Genomic DNA, 13,838 nt, shown 5'->3' with positions numbered 1-13,838 from the left:
TCCATGCTTGCCTTCGCACCACTGCACGACGTCGTCGGCGCTGCCGGCACGGCACTGTCCTGGCTCACCGACCTGCTCACCCCACTGGCCGGCACGATGGCGACCGCCGCCGCCATCGTGCTGTTCACCATCGCCGTCCGGCTGCTGATCTCGCCACTCACCGTCGCGCAGGTCCGCGGCGAGCGGCGCCGCGCGGCGCTCGCCCCGCAGGTGCGAGACCTCCAGCGGCGGTACGCCGACGACCCGGCGAAGGTTCAGCGCGAGGTGTTCGCGTTGTACTCAGCAGCCGGCGCCAACCCGATCGCCGGCTGCCTGCCGCTGCTGCTCCAGGCGCCGTTCCTGCTGGTGCTCTACCGGCTGTTCGCCACGAACGAGGGCGGCACCGGGCTGCTCGACGAGCGGCTCGCCGGGGTGCCGCTGGGCCACCATCTCAGCGACGGTGTGGCCGGGGCGGCCGGCCCGCTCTTCGCCGTACTGCTGGCCGTGCTGCTGGCGGTGGCCTGGTGGTCGTCGCGGCGGGCGCGGCGCGCCGCGGCGGCCGTCGGCACGGTGGCCGGTACGCCCACCGAGGGGCCGGGAGCGGCCGTGCTCGGGCGGCTGCTGCCCCTGCTGCCGTTCACGACGGTGCTGGTGGCGCTGGTGCTGCCGCTCGCCGCGGTGATCTACCTGGTGACCACGAGCGTGTGGTCGGCGGTCGAACAGGCGGTGCTCCGCCGCCCGCAGGCAGTTGCGGCGGCGGCCGACCGGTAGCGGATCAGCGACCGGCGGTCACCGACCGCCGGTCGTCGCGCTCCCGCCGCTTGCGAACCTTGCGAATCACCCACAGGACCACCACCACCACGAAGGCGGCGCCGATCGCGTAGTTGAACCAGTCGCTGTAGCGCTCCACGTCCTGCCAACGGCTGCCGAGCGCGTAGCCGGCCCCGACGATGAGCCCGTTCCACACCCCGCTGCCGATCGTGGTGAACAGGATGAACTCGCCCAACGGCATCCGGTTGGCCCCGGCCGGCACGGAGACCAGACTGCGGACCACCGGTACCACCCGGCCGATCAGCACCGCCCACCGGCCGTGCCGCTCGAACCACTTGTCGGCCTTCTCCAGGTCGTCGCTGTCGACGAGCGGGATGCGGTCCAACCACCGTTTGAGCCGCTCCTCGCCGAGCGCCGCACCGAGCCAGTACAGCACCAGCGCGCCGACAAGCGAGCCGACCGTCGCGGCCAGCGTCACGAGCAGGACGTTGAACTTGCCCTCGTGGGCCAGGAAGCCGGCGAGCGCCAACACGATCTCGCTGGGAATGGGCGGGACGATGCTCTCCAACGCCACCAGCAGCGCCACGCCCACGGGTCCCATCGCCTCGATCACCGAGGCCACCCAACCGGTCAACCCGGTGAACTCGGCCGGGTCGCCACTCTGGGCGTACGCCATGGTCGTCCTTCCGGTCGGCTGCGGGGGATCGGATTGTCATACCCGGCAAGGCTATTGCTACACCTCGGGGTGCAGAGCGGTGTCCGCCGGACCCTGCCGCCAGCCGGTGAACACCACGGTCAGGCCGGCGCGTGACGGCGCACAGCAGAACGGCCCGGCCACCGCCTCGGCCGCCGGATCCAGCGGGGCGAGCCGGACCAGTCGCCACGGCTCGTCGTCGGCGCGGGCACGGACGGTCAGCGCGTCGCCGGCCCGGCTGACCCGGACGGTCACCTCCCGGCCCGCCCACTGCGGCACCGGCGCCACCGACCAGTCGGAGAACTCCCGGGTCACCACCGCGCCGACCTGCGCCTCACCGTCGCTGATCTCGACGCCGGCCTTGGTCCAGGTCCGTTCGTCGACGCGGACGAGCGCACCGGCCTGGTCGAACTGCGCCGCGAAGTCGAGCCGGAAACTCACCTCCATGGCGGTGTCGACCGGCAGCGGTGCCAGCAGCGCCGGGCCGTTGTCGTGGACGAAGCCGTAGCTGGTCCGCCGCCAGAAGTCGCTCTCCGCCGCCGGCTCGACGACGAGCTGGCCGGCGGGACCGTCCTCGACGCGTACCGGTGGGTGCAGCCACCTGCCCGCGGACCAGTCCAACGGTGTGCTCGGCGGTACCAGGTCGTTTCCCATGACAGGCACGATAACCAAGGGTTTGCCGCGGTGATCGAACGGAGATGTTCCTTCGGCATGGGTGACCGTTGGTATTCCGAAGCCGTCGTCTACTGCCTCGACATCGACACGTACGCCGACTCCGACGGTGACGGCGTCGGTGACATTCGTGGGCTGATCGGGAGGCTGGACTACCTGGCCCGGCTCGGGGTGACCTGCCTGTGGCTGCACCCGATCCACCCCTCGCCCAACCGCGACGACGGGTACGACGCCACCGACTTCTACAACGTGGACCCGCGCTTCGGCACCCTGGGCGACTTCGCCGAGCTGCTGCACCAGGCCCAGAACCGGGGCATCCGGGTGATCATCGACCTGGTGGTAAACCACACCTCCGACGAGCACCCGTGGTTCCAGTCCGCCCGGTCCTCGCCGGACTCCCCGTACCGCGACTGGTACGTCTGGTCGGACACCGAGCCGGACGACCGGCGCCAGGGCATGGTCTTTCCGGGGGAGCAGGACGAGACCTGGAGCTACGACCGGACCGCGAAGGCGTGGTTCTACCACCGGTTCTACAAGTTCCAGCCGGACCTCAACTTCGCCAACCCGCAGGTCCGGGCGGAGATCAAGAAGATCATGTCGTTCTGGCTCCAGCTCGGCGTCTCCGGCTTCCGGATGGACGCGGTGCCGTTCATCATCGAGCTGACCGAGCCGGGCAACCCGAACTCCCCGAAGGACTTCGAGTTCCTCACCGAGATGCGCCAGCACGTGCAGTGGCGGCGCGGCGACGCCGTCCTGCTGGCCGAGGCGAACGTCGAGCCGGACCAACTGCCGACGTTCTTCGGCGACGCCAGCGGGTCCGGCAACCGGATCCACATGCTCTTCGACTTCATGCTCAACGGTCGGCTCATGCTCTCCCTGGCCCGGCAGGACCCGGAGCAGTTGATCGACGCGTTGCACGACACCCCGAAGCTGCCGGTCGGTGGGCAGTGGGCCACCTTCCTGCGCAACCACGACGAGATCGACCTGTCCCGGCTGACGACCGAACAGCGCAACCAGGTGTACGCGGAGTTCGGCCCGGACGAGACCATGCGCATCTACGACCGGGGCATCCGTCGCCGGCTCGCCCCGATGCTCGGCAACGACCGGCGGCGCATCGAGCTGGCGTACGCCCTCCAGTTCTCGATGCGCGGCACGCCGGTGCTGCGCTACGGCGAGGAGATCGGGATGGGCGAGGACCTGTCGCTGCGGGGTCGGGACGCCATCCGTACCCCCATGCAGTGGTCGTACAAGCCGAACGCCGGCTTCTCCACGGCGGACCCGGAGAAGCTGGTCCGCCCGGTGATCGACAAGGGTGAGTTCGGCTACCAGAACATCAACGTCACCGCCCAGCGCGGCGACCCGAAGTCGCTGCTCGCCTGGTTCGAGCGCATGATCCGTACCCTGCGGGAGGCCCCGGAGATCGGGTCCGGCTCGACGACGCACATCGACGTGGCGGTGCCCGCCGGTGTGCTCGCGCACCGGGCGGACGGGCCGACCGGGACCATGGTCTTCGTGCACAACCTGGGCACCGACGACGTCGAGGTGGACCTGAGCAGCCTCGAACCGGAGGCCGACATGCCGATCGACGTGCTCACCGACCGCGGTTACGGCGAGCTGGGCAAGCTCGGCGCGGTGAAGGTCTCCGGCTACGGATACCGGTGGATTCGCCTATGCCGGGGGCCGGCCTGTTGACGTTAAGCTCCTCCGATCGACCCCACGTTACCGGGAGGTAATCATGTCGGAGGAGCCCCGCGTCGCCATCGTCACCGGAGCCGCACGCGGCATCGGCGCGGCCACCGCCCGACGGCTGGCCGCCGACGGGATGGCCGTCGCCGTCGTCGACATCGAGGAGTCGGCCACCAAGGACACGGTGGACGCCATCGTCGCCGACGGTGGCCGGGCGCTCGGTGTGGGCGCCGACGTCTCCGACCGGGACCAGGTCGAGGCAGCGGTGGCCCGGATCGCCGCCGACCTGGGCGCGCCCACCGTCCTGGTCAACAACGCCGGTGTGCTGCGCGACAACCTGCTGTTCAAGATGACGAACGCCGACTGGGACACCGTGATGGGGGTGCACCTGCGGGGCGCGTTCCTGTTCAGCCAGGCCGCGCAGAAGCACATGGTGGACCGCAAGTGGGGGCGGATCGTCAACCTCTCCAGCACCTCCGCGCTGGGCAACCGGGGTCAGGCGAACTACGCCGCCGCCAAGGCCGGCCTCCAGGGCTTCACCAAGACGCTCGCCATCGAGCTGGGGCCGTTCGGGGTGACCGTGAACGCGGTCGCACCCGGCTTCATCGTCACCGACATGACCGCGGCCACCGCCGCCCGGATGAAGGTCGACTTCGACGACTTCAAGAAGCACGCGGCGGCCGAGATCCCGGTGCGTCGCCCGGGGTTCCCGGAGGACGTCGCGCACACCATCTCGTTCCTGGCGAGCGAGGGTGCCGGGTTCGTCTCCGGTCAGGTCATCTACGTCGCGGGCGGCCCGCGGGACTGACCCGTACCTGTGTACCCCCGACGAGGGCGCTCCGGCACTGCCGGCGGCGCCCTCGTCGTCGTTGTCAGGCGGGTGCGCGGCGGGTGCGCCAGAGCCAGATCAGGCCGAGCACCGGCAGCACCAGCGGGATGTAGCCGTACCCGCTGCCGAACTGCGACCAGACCGTCTCGTCCGGGAAGAGCTCCTCGTCGGCCAGGCTCAGGATGCCGACCGCGACCACCCCGACCAACTCCACGGAGCAGCACGCCAGCGCGACCCGTCGGCCGGTGTGCCCGGCCCGCGCCAACCCGACCGCCGCCACGATGTAGATGAGCGCGGCCACCCCGGAGAGCAGGTACGCCACCGGCGCCTCGTCGAACTTGGTGGCGAGCTGCAGACCCGCCCGGCTGGTCGCCGCGATGGCGAAGAGCAGGTAGACCGCGATCAGCAGCCGACCGGGGCCGGCGTTCGTGGCGCGTCCGGCCGGTCGTGTCTCAACCACCGAGCACCTCCCAGGTCTGCTGCAAACGGACCACCACCACCGGGGCCACCAGGCAGACCGCGCAGACGATCGCCGAACCCCAACGGGTCGGCTCCATCCGGGCCAGCACCCAGGCCAACGGCGGCAGGCTCACGAGCGTGACCAGGTAGCCGAAGAAGGCCCCGGGCTCACCGGGCCGGTCCCCGCCGCCGACCGCGACCAGGGCCAGCACGCTCAACACGAGCAATGCCACTTCGAGTACGCCCAGGCCGACGAACTGCACCCGGTCCGGCGGCCGTTGGCGCACCGCCGCCACCAGCGCCCACACCGCGACGAGTAGCGACAGCACGATCGACACGGTCGCGACGATTCCGTCCACCGGCGAGTCGATGCTCGCGCTGGTCACCGGACCTGCCCGGTCGTTGCCTCGGTCACCGGCACAGCCTACTAACCGCCGTAGTAATCGGATGACCCTGCCTCGGTGGGTGGCCGTCGACGGGCGTTCGGGACACTTCGGCGGACCGGGGCCGACGTCAGTCGCCGTCCGGCAACCAGTAGACCGAGACGGCGAGGAGCGGGTTCGGTCCGTCGTTCCGGAGCTGGTGCGGCACCCCGCTGTCGAACGCCGCGACGTCCCCGGGCCGCAGAACGCTCGTCTGGTCGCCGAAGGTCAAGGTTCCGGTGCCGGACACGATGATCCACACCTCGCGCGACCGATGGACATCGAGGTCGTTCGACGTGTTCGGCGCCACCGACCAGCGAGCGACCTCGAACGGCGCGGGTGCCGTCGACGGAAACGGCAGCAGGGCGCTGTGCACGGGCCCGCCCTCGGCGAAGTCGTACCAGTGTGTGAAGGCGACGGGGCCGCTGGTCAGTGTCGAATCAGTGCTCGGCATGCCGTCGAGACTGCCTCGCCGCGCTTGAGGTGTCTGGCGGCGATCGGACGTGGCGTTGCCCGGAGCGGGTCCGTGGAAACGGGGAGGTAGCTGCTTCGATTGGTCGAACCCGCCGCCGTCATGACCACCGCGGCGACTAGCGTGGATCACGTCCGTGGCGTTGCCGCGGGACGGGGAAACAGCGGAGGTACACGTGCTGCGGTTCGGCTTGTTCGGCACCGGTCACTGGGCGATCGAGACGCACGGGAAGGCGTTGCACGCACACCCGGACGCGGAGTTGGTCGGGGTGTGGGGGCGTAACCCGGAGCGGGCCTCCGCGCTGGCCGAGCGGTACGGCGTGCCGGCCTACGCCGACGTCGACGCGCTGATCGAGCAGTGTGAGGCGGTCGCCGTCGCGCTGCCGCCGGACGTCCAGGCCGACATCGCGGTCCGGGCCGCGTCCGCCGGGCGGCACCTGCTGCTGGACAAGCCGCTGGCGCTCAGCGTGGCCGACGCCGACCGGGTCGTCACCGCTGCCGAGGAGTCCGGGGTCGCCTCGGTCGTCTTCTTCACCCAGCGGTTCCAGCCGAACGTGACAGCTTTCCTCGCCGCCACCGCCGCCGTCGGGGGGTGGCAGCACGGTCGGACCACCGCGTTCGCCTCGATCTTCCAGGACGGCAGCCCGTACGGCGGGTCGTTGTGGCGTCGCGAGCACGGCGCGCTCTGGGACATCGCCCCGCACGCGCTCTCCATCCTCCTGCCGGTGCTGGGCCGGGTGACCCAGGTGGCGGCGATGGATGGGCCGAGCGGGATGGTGCACCTGCTGCTCACCCACGAGGGTGGTGCCACGAGCAGCGCCTCGCTCTCCCTGGACGCCCCGACCGAGTCGATGGCCCGGGAGTTCGTGTTCTACGGCGAGAACGGAATCGAGAACGTCCCGTTCGGCGAGAACGATGCCGCCACGGCGTTCGGTGTCGCGATCGACCAACTCGTCGAGCAGGTACGGACCGGCGCCCGGGACCACCGTTGCGACGTCCACTTCGGCCGAGAGGTCGTCGCCATCATCGCCGCCGCCGAAACCGCCCGAGCAGAAGCCCGCACCGTCCTGCTCCCATAACCCCGACCCACCCTGCAGGATCGCGGACTAGATCGCGGACTGCGTCGCGGGCTGGATCGAGGGCTGGATCGAGGGCTGGATCGCGGTGATCAAGAGGTTTGCGTCACGAAACGACCTGCCAACGACGCAAACCTCTTGATCACCGGGAAGAGGGCGGTTAGCTGAGGGTGGTCAGGGCTGCGGCCAGTTCGTCGGGGGAGGCGAACTGTTCGGGTGGCAACGCCTGCAACATCTGCAGCATCGCCGTGCTGGCCCCGTTCTCCTGGCCCCAGCGGACCAGGTCCTCCCGGGAGACCGGGTAGTCGAGCCCGGCCAGGTACTCCTGCAACTGAACGCCGGTGACGGTCATGCCGGCCGGCTACCCGCTCGCGGTGGGCGTACACCGTGGCGGCTGGCACGGGCGACGGCCCGGCGGTCGGCGTGTCGGCCCGCGACGCGCCCACGGTTTGCCCCAGCGGCGGCCGGGTAGCCGCTGGCATGCTGGTTCAGCGGCTCGGCGCGCCGAGCGACTTCGACCCGTTGCTGGAACGCGTACGAGACGCCCGGGTGGTGATGATCGGCGAGTCCACCCACGGCAGCTACGACTACTACCGGTTGCGTGAGCAGCTCACCCGACGGTTGATCGCGGAGTGCGGGTTCTCCTTCGTCGCGGTGGAGGGTGACTGGCCGGACTGTGATCGGGTGCACCGGTCGGTGACCGCCGCGCCCGGCGGCGCGCTCCAGCCGCAGCTCGCGCTCGACCAGTTCGAGCGGTGGCCGACCTGGATGTGGGCCAACGCCGAGGTGGCCCGGTTCGCCACCTGGTTGCGGGCCTGGAACGTGGAGCGGCCGGAGGACCAACGCGCCGGGTTCCACGGGCTCGACGTGTACAGCCTCTGGGAGTCGATGCAGGCGATCTTCGACTATCTGGGGGAGGAGGACCCGACGTCGCTGGAGGCGGCGCAGGACGCGTACCGGTGTTTCGAGCCGTACGGCAAGAGGGTCGAGGAGTACGGCGCGGCCAGCCGGTTCGTCTCCGCCCGTTGTGAGGAGGAGGTGGTCCGTCTGCTCGCCCGGACCCGTGAACACGCCCTCTCCGACGGGCCGGACCGCTTCTCGGCCTGGCAGAACGCGGAGGTGGTGGCCGGCGCGGAGCGGTACTACCGGGCGATGGTGGCCGGCGGGCCGGACTCGTGGAACATCCGCGACACGCACATGCAGGACACCCTGGACCGGTTGCTGGACCGGTACGGCCCGGATGCCCGGGGCATCGTCTGGGCGCACAACACGCACGTGGGGGACGCGCGGGCCACCGACATGGCCGCGGACGGGATGGTCAACATTGGTCAGTTGGCCCGGGAACGGCATGGCGACGACGCCGTGGCGCTGATCGGCTTCGGCAGCTACCGGGGCACGGTGATCGCCGCACCCCGGTGGGGCTCGCCTCCCGAGCCGATGGTGGTGCCACCGGCTCGGGAGGGGTCGGTCGAGCGGCGGCTGCACGAGCTGATGCCGGACCGGGCGGTGCTGATCTTCGGCGGTGACGACCAGCCGGGCTGGGTGACCGACACCGTGGACCATCGGGCGATCGGGGTCGTCTACGACCCGTCCTTCGAGTCCTGGGGCAACTACGTGCCGAGCCGCCTGGGCGACCGCTACGACGCCTTCATCTGGTGCGACGAGACGACAGCTCTGCACCCGCTACCGGTGCCGGCCGCCCCCGGCGAGATGGAGACGTACCCGGCCGGGGTCTGACGGCCGCTCGATCGCGTCGATCATGGAGTTGTGGTGCTGGACGAAGGCCTCTGATCGGGGCACAACGGGCACCACAACTCCATGATCGACCGCGTTGGGTCGGGGGCGGGGTCAGACGTGGGTCGGGGTGCGTTCTTCCAGGTGGGTGCGGAGGCCCTCGCCTTCTATGTCGACGTTCGGGAGGGCTCGGTTGAGCCAGCTCGGCAGCCACCAGGCGCGGTCACCGAGCAGTGACATCACCGCCGGGACGATCGTCATCCGGACCACGAACGCGTCGATGGCGACGCCGACCGCGAGGGCGAAGCCCATCGACTTGATCACCGGGTCCTCCAGGAAGACGAAGCCCCCGAAGACCGAGATCATGATCAGTGCGGCGGCGGTGACCACCCGGGCGCCGTGCCCCATGCCGCTGATGGTGGCCTGCCGGGCGGACTTGCCGTGGACGAAGTCCTCCCGCATCCGGGACACCAGGAACACCTCGTAGTCCATGGCGAGCCCGAACAGGATGCCGATGAGCAGGATCGGCAGGAAGCTGATCAGCGGACCAGGCGTGTCCAGGCCGACCAGGTCGGCGAGGTGCCCCTGCTGGAAGACGGCCACCGTGATGCCGAATGTGGCGGCGACGGTGAGCAGGAAGCCCAACGCGGCCTTGACCGGCACCAGCAGCGAGCGGAACACCAGCATCAGCAGCAGCACCGAGAGCCCGACCACCAGCAGCAGGTAGACCGGCAGTGCGTCGGAGAGCTTCTCGGAGACGTCGATACCGATCGCGGTGGCGCCGGTGAGCAGGACGTCCGCGTCGCGGATCCCGCCCACCGCGCTGCGGATGTCGTGGACCAGGGTCTCGGTGGCCTCGTCGGTCGGGCCGGTCTTCGGCACCACGCCGAGCAGCGCGGTCCGGCCGTCCGGGCTGAGCTGGGGCGGCGCCACCGCGAGGACGTTCTCGGTGCGCTGGAGCAGCGCGGTCACCTGCGGCACGGCGGCCGAGGTGGCCTGCGGGGTGTCACCGGCGACCACCACCGCGAGCCGGCCGGTGAAGCCCGCCCCGAAGCCCTCGACGGTCAGGTCGTTGGCCACCCGGGCGGGTGAGCCGACGGCGGCCGTCGCGGCGCCTGGCAGGGCCAGCCGCATGTCCGGCGTGGGCAGCGCGAGCAGCCCCAGGCCGAGCAGGCCGACCAGGATGACGGGTACGCGGAAGCGGGTGACGAACCGAGCCCAGCGGAACCCGAACCGGGACTCGTCCTCGGCGGCCGGCCGGTCGGTGTCGCCGGAGTGGTCGGCGACAGCGCTGGTGTCGGTGGTGGTGCCGTCGGTGACGGTGGTTCGCAGCCGGCGGGGGAGCACCCGGCGACCGGCGAAGCCGAGCAGGGCCGGTTGGAGGGTGATCGCGACGAGCACCGCGACGGTGACCGTACCGGCGGCGGCGAGACCCATCACGGTGAGGAAGGGGATGTTCACCACGGCGAGCCCGGCCAGCGCGATGACCACTGTGGCGCCCGCGAAGACCACCGCGGAGCCGGCGGTGCCGACCGCTCGGCCGACCGCCTCCTCCGGGGACAGGCCTTCGAGCAGGTTCTGCCGGTGCCGGGAGGTGATGAACAACGAGTAGTCGATGCCGACGGCGAGGCCGAGCATCAGCGCCAGGATCGGCGCGGTGCTGGTCAACTCGATGACGCCGCTGAGCGCGAACAGGCCGGCCATGCCGACGCCCACGCCGATCAGCGCGTTGAGCATGGTCATCCCGGCGGCGACCAGGGAGCCGAACGTGATGATCAGGACGATCGCGGCGACCAGTACGCCGAGCGCCTCGGTGGAGCCGATCTCCGGCTCACCACCGAGCACCTCGCCACCCGGGGCCACCTGCCAACCCTTGGCCTCGGCGGCGGCGCCGACCTCCTCGTACGCGGTGCGCTGCGCGTCGGTCACCTCGTCGCCGCCGCTGGAGAACTGGACCTGGACCAGGGCGTAGCGACCGTTGGGCGAGACCGCGCCGACCTGGAGCGGGTTCACCGCGCCGACCACGCCGGGCAGGGCCGAGGCCTCCTGGACCAGCTGCTGCACCACGGCCTGGCCCTCGGGGGTGGCCAGTTGGCCGTCGGCCGGCGCCTTGACCGCGATGGTGCCGGTGGCGCCGCTGGCCGCGGGGAACTGCTCGGCGAGCAGGTCGAGCGCGCGCTGGCTCTCGGTGCCGGGCATCGTGAAGTTGCTCGCCGTCGGGCCGCGCAGGGTCGCGGCGGCCAGGCCGGCGACGACGAGTACGACGAGCCAGAGCGCGACGACGAGCCGTCGCCGGCGCAGCGCGCCCCGGCCGAGCCGGTAGAGCAGGGTGGCCATCAGGAGTCCTTGTCCTCGGTCGTGGGTGGTTGGGGCAGGGGTGCGTCGACGGGTTCGACGGCCCGCCGGACGAGAGTGAGCAGGGCGGAGCGCAGTTCGTCGTCGGGGATGTCGGTGAACTCGCCGCAGGCCTCGGAGATCCCGGCGAGCAGCACCAGCGCGGCGATCCGGGCGCCCGGCCGGTCGGAGTGGCCGGCCAGCGCGTCACGCAGCCGGTCGGAGATCTGTTGGATGTGCGCGAAGGCCGGCTGGCACAGCAGTTCCGGGAACTCGCCGCGCAGCACCGCGATCTCCCGCCGGAACCGGACCGCGAGGTCGACGAAGCCCTGCGCGGCGACCTCCTGCGCGGCCGAACCGGTCTGGCCCGTGAGCCGGTCGTCGAGGTCCCGCAGCACGCCGATCGCCGGGGCCATCAGTTCGGCGAGCAGGGCTTCCTTGTTGGCGAAGTGGTAGAGCACGGTGGCCTTGGAGCAGCCGACCTCACGGGCGATGTCCTGCAGGGAGGTGCCCCGGTAGCCGCTCACCGTGAACTGCCGGGCCGCCGCGGCGAGAATCTCACCGTGCGTGTCGGACACCGCTCTGACCATGGTTGGTCCACCTCCCGCAAACCAGCATGCCTGACCGATCGGTCAGACCCTGACCGATCGGTCAGAGGAAAGCGGTGGCGTTCACCACACCTCGGCCGGGTTTATCCGGCGTGCTGGGCGTCGTACCTGGTCCGCGCCTCGGCGATGGCGCGGCGGTGTCGCTCGGCCCAGGCGGTCAGCGCCACCAGCGACTCGTACAGCTCCAGCGCCATCGGGGTGGCGGTGTACTCGACCTTCGGCGGAACGGTCGGATAGACCCGGCGGTGCAGCAGGCCGTCCCGTTCCAGGTTGCGCAGCGTCAGGGTGAGCATCCGGCGGCTGATCCCCTCGACGCTCCGCTCCAACTCGGTGAAGCGCACCGGGCCGTGTGAGGCGGACACCAGGATGCTGATGCTCCACTTGCCGCCGACCCGGTCGAGCACCTCGCGGACGGTGCAGGCCCGAGCCTGACCCGGGGTGAACGGCACGTTCTCGGCCGCGCAGGTCACCTCGGCCTCGACCTGCGCGGACACATCGCTGTTCCTCTGGGACATCACAGTGCCTCCTTCCGCTCCGGTTCATGGTCACAGACGATGACCTCGGTAACAAACCGTGCACCAAGGAGGGGTTTCATGGACCGCGTCGTTCCGTCCCGCTGGCCAGCACTGCTCGTGCTCTGTGCCGGCAGCCTGATGATCATCCTGGATGGCACCGTCGTGGCGGTGGCGCTGCCCGCCGTGCAACGCGATCTGGGCTTCGCCGCCGCCGGCCTGGCGTGGGTGGTCAACGCGTACCTGGTCGCGTTCGGCGGGCTGCTGTTGCTCGCCGGCCGACTCGGCGACCTGCTCGGCCGGCGGGGGGTCTTCCTGGCCGGCGTCGCGCTGTTCACAGTGGCCTCGCTGGCCTGCGCGGTCGCCACCGGGCCGGCCCTGCTGGTGACCGCCCGGTTCGGCCAGGGCGTCGGTGGGGCGCTGGCCATGGCGGTCAGCCTCGGCATGATCGTCCGGCTCTATCCCGAACCGGCCGAGCGCGCCCGCGCGATCGCCGTCTTCAGCTTCACCGGAGCGGCCGGCGCGTCGGTCGGCACCGTCGCCGGTGGGGTGCTCACCGACGCGGCCGGGTGGCGGGCGATCTTCCTGGTCAACCTGCCGATCGGGGCGGCCATCCTGCTCGCGGCCGTCCGCCGGCTCCCCGCCGAACGGGGTATCGGCCTGCGGGCCGGCCTGGACCTGCCCGGCGCGCTGCTCGTCACCGCCGGTCTGATGGCCGCCGTGCTGGGCATCGTGGGGACCGCTGAGCACGGCTGGACCAGCCCGCGCACCCTCGGCGCGGTGGCCCTCGCGGCGCTGCTGCTCGGCGGGTTCGTGCTCCGCCAACGGACGGCGGCGACCCCGCTGCTGCCGGGTCGGGTGCTGCGCGTCCCGGGTCTGGTGGCGGCGAACGCCGTGCAGTTCCTCATGGTGTCCGCGTACTTCGGTTTCCAGTTCCTGCTCGCCGTGGAGCTGCAACTGGTGCTCGGGCTGGACGCCGCCGCGACCGGCTGGGCCTTCCTGCCCACCCCGGTGGTGATCGCGGTGGTGTCACTCGGCCTGGCCGGTCGGCTGATCGCCCGCTGCGGTGCCCGGACCGTGCTGCTGGTCGGGCTGGGCCTGGCCACCGTCGGCTTCCTGCTGCTCGCCCGGCTGCCCGCGGACGGCGCCTACCTCGCCGACGTACTCCCGGCGATGTTGACCTTCGGGGTGGCCGGCGGTCTGACCCTGCCGGCCGTCACCACCCTGGCCATGGCGGGCGCGACCGACGCGGACGCCGGGCTCGCGTCCGGCCTGGTCAACACCACCCAGCAGGTCGGCGGCGCGGTCGGTCTGGCCGCGCTGGCCACCCTGGCCGCCGCCCGCACCGACGGACTGCGGGCCGCCGGCTGGGCCGAGACGGCCGCCCTGGCCGCCGGCTACCGGACCGCGTTCGCCGTGGCCGCCGCCCTGGTGGTCGCCGCGTTGCTGGTAGCGATGACGACACTGCCCCGACGCCCAGCCCAGCTCGGACCGGACGCCGACCCGTCGGGGTCGGCCACGGTGGGCGCCGGAATCGGTCCGGACCCGAGCGCCGCGTCCGGTTGACCGACGGCACCGGGACCGCGAAGGT

At 71.4% G+C, this 13,838-nt stretch carries 15 protein-coding genes; 6 read left to right on the top strand and 9 right to left on the bottom strand.

Annotated features, from left to right (window positions below; genetic code table 11):
• The first annotated feature begins 3 nt into the window (after positions 1 to 3).
• Positions 4 to 750: a membrane protein insertase YidC gene (locus AB0O48_RS01295; RefSeq protein ID WP_357571817.1), complete on the top strand. Its 747-nt coding sequence runs from the start codon at positions 4 to 6 to the stop codon at positions 748 to 750.
• A 4-nt stretch (positions 751 to 754) separates the two neighbouring features.
• Here the strand turns inward: AB0O48_RS01295 and AB0O48_RS01290 are convergent, their stop codons facing one another.
• Both AB0O48_RS01290 and AB0O48_RS01285 read right to left on the bottom strand, forming a co-directional pair.
• Entirely contained in the window at positions 755 to 1,426 is a 672-nt protein-coding gene (locus AB0O48_RS01290; RefSeq protein ID WP_357571816.1) for a DedA family protein, read from the bottom strand.
• 57 nt (positions 1,427 to 1,483) lie between these two features.
• Positions 1,484 to 2,098 (bottom strand): DUF1349 domain-containing protein, encoded by a 615-nt coding sequence (locus AB0O48_RS01285; protein WP_357571815.1) that lies wholly within the window; start codon positions 2,096 to 2,098, stop codon positions 1,484 to 1,486.
• A 57-nt stretch (positions 2,099 to 2,155) separates the two neighbouring features.
• Between AB0O48_RS01285 and AB0O48_RS01280 the strand changes: the two genes are divergently transcribed.
• Positions 2,156 to 3,808 (top strand): alpha-amylase family protein, encoded by a 1,653-nt coding sequence (locus AB0O48_RS01280; protein WP_357247149.1) that lies wholly within the window; start codon positions 2,156 to 2,158, stop codon positions 3,806 to 3,808.
• Positions 3,809 to 3,851: 43 nt separating this feature from the next.
• A complete protein-coding gene (gene fabG / locus AB0O48_RS01275; RefSeq protein ID WP_357571814.1) occupies positions 3,852 to 4,610 on the top strand; it encodes a 3-oxoacyl-ACP reductase FabG in 759 nt (252 codons plus the stop codon).
• 64 nt (positions 4,611 to 4,674) lie between these two features.
• On the opposite strand, the gene AB0O48_RS01270 is transcribed toward fabG, so the two are convergent.
• The 3 genes from AB0O48_RS01270 to AB0O48_RS01260 form a co-directional block, all read right to left on the bottom strand.
• Positions 4,675 to 5,091 carry a hypothetical protein gene (locus AB0O48_RS01270; protein ID WP_357246483.1) on the bottom strand — a complete coding sequence of 139 codons (417 nt, stop codon included), beginning with the start codon at positions 5,089 to 5,091 and terminating at the stop codon, positions 4,675 to 4,677.
• Positions 5,084 to 5,476: a hypothetical protein gene (locus AB0O48_RS01265; RefSeq protein WP_357571813.1), complete on the bottom strand. Its 393-nt coding sequence runs from the start codon at positions 5,474 to 5,476 to the stop codon at positions 5,084 to 5,086. Before AB0O48_RS01265 ends, AB0O48_RS01270 begins: the two co-directional genes overlap by 8 nt.
• Positions 5,477 to 5,603: 127 nt before the next feature.
• Entirely contained in the window at positions 5,604 to 5,966 is a 363-nt protein-coding gene (locus AB0O48_RS01260; protein WP_357246478.1) for a cupin domain-containing protein, read from the bottom strand.
• 193 nt (positions 5,967 to 6,159) lie between these two features.
• On the opposite strand from AB0O48_RS01260, the gene AB0O48_RS01255 reads away from it, so the two are divergent.
• A complete protein-coding gene (locus AB0O48_RS01255) occupies positions 6,160 to 7,062 on the top strand; it encodes a Gfo/Idh/MocA family oxidoreductase (RefSeq protein ID WP_357571812.1) in 903 nt (300 codons plus the stop codon).
• A 157-nt stretch (positions 7,063 to 7,219) separates the two neighbouring features.
• Here AB0O48_RS01255 and AB0O48_RS01250 read toward each other — a convergent pair whose 3' ends face one another.
• On the bottom strand, positions 7,220 to 7,411 hold the full coding sequence (locus tag AB0O48_RS01250) for a DUF2795 domain-containing protein (RefSeq protein WP_357246473.1): 192 nt from the start codon (positions 7,409 to 7,411) through the stop codon (positions 7,220 to 7,222).
• Between the two features lie 128 nt (positions 7,412 to 7,539).
• On the opposite strand from AB0O48_RS01250, the gene AB0O48_RS01245 reads away from it, so the two are divergent.
• Entirely contained in the window at positions 7,540 to 8,796 is a 1,257-nt protein-coding gene (locus AB0O48_RS01245) for an erythromycin esterase family protein (protein ID WP_357246470.1), read from the top strand.
• Positions 8,797 to 8,907: 111 nt separating this feature from the next.
• Here AB0O48_RS01245 and AB0O48_RS01240 read toward each other — a convergent pair whose 3' ends face one another.
• The 3 genes from AB0O48_RS01240 to AB0O48_RS01230 all read right to left on the bottom strand — a co-directional run bounded on the left by AB0O48_RS01240 (position 8,908) and on the right by AB0O48_RS01230 (position 12,253).
• Entirely contained in the window at positions 8,908 to 11,130 is a 2,223-nt protein-coding gene (locus AB0O48_RS01240; protein WP_357246467.1) for an MMPL family transporter, read from the bottom strand.
• Positions 11,130 to 11,717 (bottom strand): TetR/AcrR family transcriptional regulator, encoded by a 588-nt coding sequence (locus AB0O48_RS01235; RefSeq protein ID WP_357246464.1) that lies wholly within the window; start codon positions 11,715 to 11,717, stop codon positions 11,130 to 11,132. The genes AB0O48_RS01240 and AB0O48_RS01235 overlap by 1 nt, the downstream gene beginning before the upstream one ends.
• Before the next feature lie 101 nt (positions 11,718 to 11,818).
• Positions 11,819 to 12,253: a helix-turn-helix domain-containing protein gene (locus AB0O48_RS01230; protein ID WP_357571811.1), complete on the bottom strand. Its 435-nt coding sequence runs from the start codon at positions 12,251 to 12,253 to the stop codon at positions 11,819 to 11,821.
• A 75-nt stretch (positions 12,254 to 12,328) separates the two neighbouring features.
• Between AB0O48_RS01230 and AB0O48_RS01225 the strand changes: the two genes are divergently transcribed.
• On the top strand, positions 12,329 to 13,813 hold the full coding sequence (locus AB0O48_RS01225; RefSeq protein ID WP_357571810.1) for an MFS transporter: 1,485 nt from the start codon (positions 12,329 to 12,331) through the stop codon (positions 13,811 to 13,813).
• The last annotated feature ends 25 nt before the right edge of the window (positions 13,814 to 13,838 follow it).

The organism is Micromonospora sp. NPDC085948, assembly GCF_040686315.1.
Lineage (GTDB): Bacteria > Actinomycetota > Actinomycetes > Mycobacteriales > Micromonosporaceae > Micromonospora.
This window is presented reverse-complemented; position numbering and strand designations above follow the sequence as displayed.

What these genes read in the sequence shown, in the direction of transcription:
- AB0O48_RS01295 (WP_357571817.1), top strand. Translation starts at nt 4, where the DNA reads ATGCTTGCCTTCGCACCACTGCACGACGTCGTCGGCGCTGCCGGCACG.
- AB0O48_RS01290 (WP_357571816.1), bottom strand. Translation starts at nt 1,426, where the DNA reads ATGGCGTACGCCCAGAGTGGCGACCCGGCCGAGTTCACCGGGTTGACC.
- AB0O48_RS01285 (WP_357571815.1), bottom strand. Translation starts at nt 2,098, where the DNA reads ATGGGAAACGACCTGGTACCGCCGAGCACACCGTTGGACTGGTCCGCG.
- AB0O48_RS01280 (WP_357247149.1), top strand. Translation starts at nt 2,156, where the DNA reads ATGGGTGACCGTTGGTATTCCGAAGCCGTCGTCTACTGCCTCGACATC.
- fabG (WP_357571814.1), top strand. Translation starts at nt 3,852, where the DNA reads ATGTCGGAGGAGCCCCGCGTCGCCATCGTCACCGGAGCCGCACGCGGC.
- AB0O48_RS01260 (WP_357246478.1), bottom strand. Translation starts at nt 5,966, where the DNA reads ATGCCGAGCACTGATTCGACACTGACCAGCGGCCCCGTCGCCTTCACA.
- AB0O48_RS01250 (WP_357246473.1), bottom strand. Translation starts at nt 7,411, where the DNA reads ATGACCGTCACCGGCGTTCAGTTGCAGGAGTACCTGGCCGGGCTCGAC.
- AB0O48_RS01245 (WP_357246470.1), top strand. Translation starts at nt 7,540, where the DNA reads ATGCTGGTTCAGCGGCTCGGCGCGCCGAGCGACTTCGACCCGTTGCTG.
- AB0O48_RS01240 (WP_357246467.1), bottom strand. Translation starts at nt 11,130, where the DNA reads ATGGCCACCCTGCTCTACCGGCTCGGCCGGGGCGCGCTGCGCCGGCGA.
- AB0O48_RS01235 (WP_357246464.1), bottom strand. Translation starts at nt 11,717, where the DNA reads ATGGTCAGAGCGGTGTCCGACACGCACGGTGAGATTCTCGCCGCGGCG.
- AB0O48_RS01225 (WP_357571810.1), top strand. Translation starts at nt 12,329, where the DNA reads ATGGACCGCGTCGTTCCGTCCCGCTGGCCAGCACTGCTCGTGCTCTGT.